At 75.1% G+C, this 5,143-nt stretch carries 6 protein-coding genes; 4 read left to right on the plus strand and 2 right to left on the minus strand.

The genetic code is table 11. The features are described from left to right. Positions 1 to 189, minus strand: a 189-nt coding sequence (locus KJP73_RS19455) for a site-specific integrase (RefSeq protein ID WP_249669555.1), incomplete at its 3' end; no start/stop codon positions are given. 30 nt (positions 190 to 219) lie between these two features. On the opposite strand from KJP73_RS19455, the gene KJP73_RS18960 reads away from it, so the two are divergent. From KJP73_RS18960 to KJP73_RS18970, 3 genes are read left to right on the plus strand one after another with little or no spacing between them, the layout of a single operon-like run. Continuing rightward, on the plus strand, positions 220 to 1,191 hold the full coding sequence (locus tag KJP73_RS18960; protein WP_433995185.1) for a carbohydrate ABC transporter permease: 972 nt from the start codon (positions 220 to 222) through the stop codon (positions 1,189 to 1,191). Positions 1,192 to 1,194: 3 nt separating this feature from the next. After that, a complete protein-coding gene (locus KJP73_RS18965) occupies positions 1,195 to 2,097 on the plus strand; it encodes a carbohydrate ABC transporter permease (RefSeq protein ID WP_213284438.1) in 903 nt (300 codons plus the stop codon). 22 nt (positions 2,098 to 2,119) lie between these two features. Beyond that, positions 2,120 to 3,130, plus strand: a complete 1,011-nt coding sequence (locus KJP73_RS18970; RefSeq protein WP_213284439.1) for a LacI family DNA-binding transcriptional regulator — start codon at positions 2,120 to 2,122, stop codon at positions 3,128 to 3,130. A 32-nt stretch (positions 3,131 to 3,162) separates the two neighbouring features. Here KJP73_RS18970 and KJP73_RS18975 read toward each other — a convergent pair whose 3' ends face one another. After that, positions 3,163 to 3,597 (minus strand): hypothetical protein, encoded by a 435-nt coding sequence (locus KJP73_RS18975; RefSeq protein WP_213284440.1) that lies wholly within the window; start codon positions 3,595 to 3,597, stop codon positions 3,163 to 3,165. A gap of 48 nt (positions 3,598 to 3,645) precedes the next feature. On the opposite strand from KJP73_RS18975, the gene KJP73_RS18980 reads away from it, so the two are divergent. Further along, positions 3,646 to 4,656 carry a 5'-3' exonuclease gene (locus KJP73_RS18980; RefSeq protein WP_249669556.1) on the plus strand — a complete coding sequence of 337 codons (1,011 nt, stop codon included), beginning with the start codon at positions 3,646 to 3,648 and terminating at the stop codon, positions 4,654 to 4,656. Positions 4,657 to 5,143 lie beyond the last annotated feature (487 nt).

The following is a 5,143-nucleotide window of genomic DNA, read 5'->3' on the forward strand; positions in this document are numbered from 1 at the left end:
CAGGTGCTCGACGTAGCGCGTGAGGTCGCGGCGGTACGCGCCGAGGGTGTTGACGGAGAGCCCGCGCTCGACCGTCAGGTGCGCGAGGTAGCCGTCGAGGGCGGCGCGCAGGGCGGGAGCGACGGGCCCGGCGGGCGCCCCGGGGCGCGCCGGGGCGCCCCCCCCGCCCCCCCCCCCCCCCCCCGCCACTGCCGCCCCGCCCGCGGGAAGGATCCCTCCGTGACCACCACCGAGCCGCGCGCCGCCGCAGCGCCCGCAGCGCCTGCCGCGCAGGTGCCGCGCCGTCCGCGATCCCGTCGCCGAGCCGCGCCGTACGTGTACCTCGCCCCCGCGATGGTGCTGTTCGTGCTGTTCCTGGCGCTGCCCATCGGGTACGCCGTCTACCTGAGCCTGCGGACCGTCAAGGTCAGCGGCCTCGGCCTGGGCGCCGGCGCGCGCCAGGAGGTCTGGGCCGGCTTCTCCAACTACTCGCGCGCCCTCGCCGACCCCGAGTTCCTCGCGTCGGTCGGTCGGGTGGGGCTCTACGGCCTCGTGCTCGTGCCGACCATGCTGGGGCTCGCGCTGCTGTTCGCGCTCCTGCTCGACGCCCGGCGCACCGGCGGGAAGGGCTTCTCGCGGGTGTCGATCTTCCTGCCCTACGCGGTGCCCGCCGTGATCGCCTCGCTGCTGTGGGGCTTCCTGTACCTGCCGCGCGTCAGCCCCTTCGCCTACGTCGCGGACGCGCTCGGCCTGCCGGTCGCGGACGTGCTGTCGTCGAACATGATCCTGTTCGCCATCGCCAACATCGGCCTGTGGGGCGGCGTCGGCTTCAACATGATCGTGATCTACACGGCGCTCAAGGCGATCCCGACGGACCTGTACGAGGCGGCGCGGCTCGACGGCGCGACCGAGCGGGGCATCGCCTGGCGGATCAAGGTGCCGATCGTCCTGCCGTCGCTGATCCTCACGTTCCTGTTCTCGATGATCGCGACGCTGCAGGTGTTCGCCGAGCCGACGACCCTGCGGCCGCTGACCAACACCATCTCCACCACGTGGAGCCCGCTGATGAAGGTGTACCGCGACGCCTTCACCCGCGACGACATCTACTCCGCCGCCGCGACGTCCGTCGTGATCGCGCTGGCGACCTTCGTGCTCTCGTTCGGCTTCCTGCGCCTCGTGCAGCGCCGGGCCTTCGCCCAGGAGAACGGCTGACCCATGGCGACCCTGTCCCCGTCCCGCCCCGCCGTCGCCCGTCGCGGCCCGTCGGCCGCCACCGTCCGGCAGCCCCGGCAGCGGCCCGCGTTCTGGCCGACGTTGATCCTGCTGCTCGGCGCCGCCTACTGCCTGTTCCCCGTGCTGTGGGTGCTGATCGCCTCGACGAAGAGCGCCGGTGAGCTGTTCTCCACGTTCACCCTCGCGCCGTCCACGCACCTGTGGGACAACGTCACCGAGCTGTCCGCGTACCGCGGCGGGCTGTTCTGGCGCTGGATGGCGAACACGGCGCTGTACGCCGGCGTCGGTGGCCTGCTGTCCGTGCTCGTGTCGGCGATGGCCGGCTACGGGCTCGCGAAGTTCCAGTTCGCCGGCAAGAAGGCGATCTTCAACGTCATCCTCGCGGGCGTGCTGGTGCCCGGCGTCGTGCTCGCCATCCCGCAGTACCTCCTGCTCGCGCAGGTGGGGCTCACCAACACCTACTGGTCGGTGCTGCTGCCGAGCATCATCAGCCCGTACGGCATTTACCTGGCCCGGATCTACGCGGCGGCGTCCGTCCCGGACGACGTGCTGGAGGCCGCCCGGACCGACGGCGCCCCGGAGTGGCGGGTGTTCACGTCGATCTCCGTGCCGATGATGGTCCCCGGCCTGGTGACGGTGTTCCTGTTCCAGTTCGTCGCGATCTGGAACAACTTCATGCTGCCGTACATCATGCTCGGCGACGACCGGCTGTTCCCGCTCACCGTCGGCCTCTCGGGGCTGCTGAACCAGGGGGCGTCCCAGCCGGCGATGTACACCTCGGTGATCACGGGAGCGCTGCTGTCGATCATCCCGCTCACCGCCCTGTTCCTCACGCTGCAGCGCTACTGGCAGGTCGACCTCGCCGCGGGCGCCGTGAAGGCCTGACGTGCCCGTAAAGTCTGTCGGCGTGGAGCCCACCGCGCGCCGACGCCCGACCATCCGCGACGTCGCGGCGGCGGCCGGGGTCTCGCGCGGCACCGTCTCCCGGGTGCTCAACGGCGGCCACTGGGTGTCGCCCGAGGCGCTCGCGGCCGTCCAGGAGGCCATCCGGTCGACGGGGTACTCGGCGAACCAGCACGCGCGCAGCCTCGTCACCGGCCGGGCGAACTCCGTCGCGTTCCTGCTGACCGAGCCCCAGCACCTGCTGTTCGAGGACCCGACGTTCTCGATCCTGCTCCGCGCCGCCGCCGAGGCTCTCGCGGCGCGGGAGATGCCGCTGCTGCTCATGGTCGCCGGCACCCCGCAGGAGCGGCGCCGGATCACCGAGTACGTCGCCGCGGGCCACGTCGACGGGGTGCTGCTCATCTCGTCCCACCGCGGCAACCCCGTGGTGGGCGACCTGCTCCGGCAGGGCGTCCCGACGATCGCCTGCGGCGAGCCCCTCGGGTACGAGGACCGCATCGGCTGGGTCGCGGCCGACGACCACGGCGGCGCCCGCCGGATGACGTCGCACCTGCTGTCGCGCGGCCGCACCCGCGTCGCGACGATCACCGGCCCGATGGACACCCCCGGCGGGCTGCGCCGGCTCGCCGGGTACCGGGACGCGCTCGGCGACGGGTACGACGAGGCGCTGGTCGCGCACGGCGACTACTCCCGCGCGTCCGGCCAGGCCGCGATGCGCGAGCTCCTCGACCGCCGGCCGGACCTCGACGCGGTGTTCGTCGCCTCCGACCTCATGGCCGCCGGGGCGCTCGTCGCGCTCCGGGAGGCGGGGCGCTCCGTCCCGGGCGACGTGGCCGTCGGCGGGTTCGACGACTCCGGCCTCGCCGCGACGCTCGAGCCGCCGCTGACCACCATGCGGCAGCCGTTCGAGCGCATCGCCGCCGAGATGGTGCGGCTGCTGCTGGAGGTCGTCGAGGGCGCGGAGCCCGCCCGCATCACCCTCCCGACGTCCCTCGTGGAGCGCGACTCCGCCTGACGGCGCCCGGACGGGGCGGCCACCAGGCGCGCTCAGTGCCTGCCACGGCTGCTGTACCTCCGCCTCCGGGGTGGGAGCCACCACGTGAGCGGGTGCGTGTACCGCCGGTGGCCCGCCTCGATCGCACCGGGCGGGACCGCCCAGACGCCCTCCACGAGCGGGACCGGCCTCAGGGCGTCGAGCAGGGACAGGACGAGGTCGTCGCCGGCTCCGGTGCCGCGCCGCAGCACCTCCGCCCCCGCGGGGGTGGGTGCGAGGTGCTGCGCCGTGACCTCCAGCAGCCCGGAGGCGGCGAGCCTGCCGACGCCCCGCGCGACCTCGTCGTGCTCCGGAATGGCGTGGTGGAGGCGGTCGGCCGCAGCGAGGAGCCGGGTCAGGTCGGTGCTGGAGCACCCACGCTCCACCGACGCGAGGACCCACGCGTCCGCGAGCTCCCAGGCCGGCTGCCCCTGCGCGTCCGCCGTCATGGGCGACAGGCTAGCCACCGACAGCCCTCCCGATGCCACACTCGGGGCATGGCCGCCGACCGTCACGCGCTGATGCTCCTCGACTCCGCCTCGCTGTACTTCCGCGCCTACTACGGGGTCCCCGACTCGGTGAAGGCGCCGGACGGCACGCCGGTGAACGCCGTGCGGGGGCTGCTCGACATGATCGCCCGCCTGGTGACCGACCACCGGCCGGACCGCCTCGTCGCGTGCTGGGACGAGGACTGGCGCCCGGCGTTCCGGGTCGCGGCGATCCCGTCGTACAAGGCGCACCGGGTGGTCGGCGGGGCGGACGCGGCCGCGGCTGCCGGGTCCGGGGGCACGGTCGCGGTCGAGGAGGTGCCGGACACCCTGGCCCCGCAGGTGCCGGTGATCGCCGAGGTGCTGGCCGCGCTGGGCATCGCGCGCGCCGGGGCGGCGGGGTACGAGGCCGACGACGTGATCGGCACGCTGACCGCCCGCGAGGTGGCGCGCCCGGCGGGGGAGCGGTCGCCGGTGCTGGTCGTCACGGGGGACCGGGACCTGTTCCAGCTCGTCGACGACGTAGCGCCGGTGCGGGTGCTCTACACGATCCGCGGCATCAAGGACATCGAGGTCGTCGACGCCGCGCGGCTGCGGGAGAAGTACGCGGTGGCGTCCGGGCCGGCGTACGCCGACATGGCGGTGCTGCGCGGCGACCCGAGCGACGGGCTGCCCGGCGTCCCCGGCATCGGGGAGAAGACCGCGGCGTCGATGCTCGCGCGGTACGGCGACCTGCCGGCGCTGCTCGCGGCGCGCGACTCCGGCGACCCGGGGCTCACCGCCACCCAGCGACGCCGCCTGCTCGACGCGGACGCGTACCTGGCCGTCGCGCCCGCGGTGGTCCGTGTCGCGCCGGACGCCCCCGTCGAGCTCGCGGACGCCCCCGGTGCTCCCGCGGACCCGCAGGCGTTCACCCTCCCGCGGGAGCCCGCCGACCCGGAGGCCCTGGTCGACCTCACCGCCCGCTGGGGCCTGGAGTCCAGCGTCCGTCGCCTGCTGACGGCCCTCGCCAACCGCTGACCGGCCCGTCGGCCTCGCCCGCAGCCACCGCTGCGCCCGCTGCCCGCTGCCTTCCGCTCACGATTGCGCCCGCTGGCCGGGACTGCGCCTCCTGCAGCGGGCGCAGTCTCTGCTACCGGGCGCAGTCTCTGCCAGCGGGCGCAGTCTGCGGCGGGCTCCGCGCGCGGCGCCGCGGCCCCGGGCACACGAGAGGGGGTCACCGCCCCCGGTGACCCCCTGCCGCACGTCCCGGCGGTCGGCCCCTCCCGGGCCGGCCGCCGGGCCGCTGCGGCCGGAGGAGGCCTGGATCACCCCGGTCCCTCCGGCCGCCCTCCGCGGTGGTGCGGGCGGTGCGGCGGGCCCCCCCCCCCCCCCCCCCCCCCCGCCGGTCGCCCGGCCGACGCGCTCGGACAGCCCGCTCCCCACGAGCACCCCGACGGCGACCGCGACGACGGTGAGCAGCGCGTTGAGGAAGTCGCCCAGGCCCGCGGCGGCGTCCGCCCCGACG

The organism is Cellulomonas hominis, assembly GCF_901521055.1.
Taxonomy (GTDB): domain Bacteria; phylum Actinomycetota; class Actinomycetes; order Actinomycetales; family Cellulomonadaceae; genus Cellulomonas; species Cellulomonas endometrii.